This is a genomic window from Collinsella sp. TF06-26 (assembly GCF_002232035.1).
Classification (GTDB): Bacteria; Actinomycetota; Coriobacteriia; order Coriobacteriales; family Coriobacteriaceae; genus Collinsella.
In genome coordinates this window covers 1-256 of record NZ_NKXR01000009.1, presented here as the reverse complement: position 1 = coordinate 256, position 256 = coordinate 1, and positions in this window count along the sequence as shown.

Below are 256 nucleotides of genomic sequence, written 5' to 3'. Positions count from 1 at the left end.
CGGACCGGATCAGCCGCCAGGCGTGCACCTTGAGAACCGGATACTGCGAGGATGGACACATTCAGTGTCGCATCCGGGCAGACATCGAACCATTTGAAATGGTCTAACTTGGATTTGTTTTTCGCAAGGCCGCCGAGAGGCGGCCCCGAGAAATTCCTTTTCCTATACAGAACCATATGAATCGAACGGAACCGATCAGCGATGACTGAGAGGACCGGACGGGCTCGAAGCCCAACACATTTGGACGGAGAGTTCG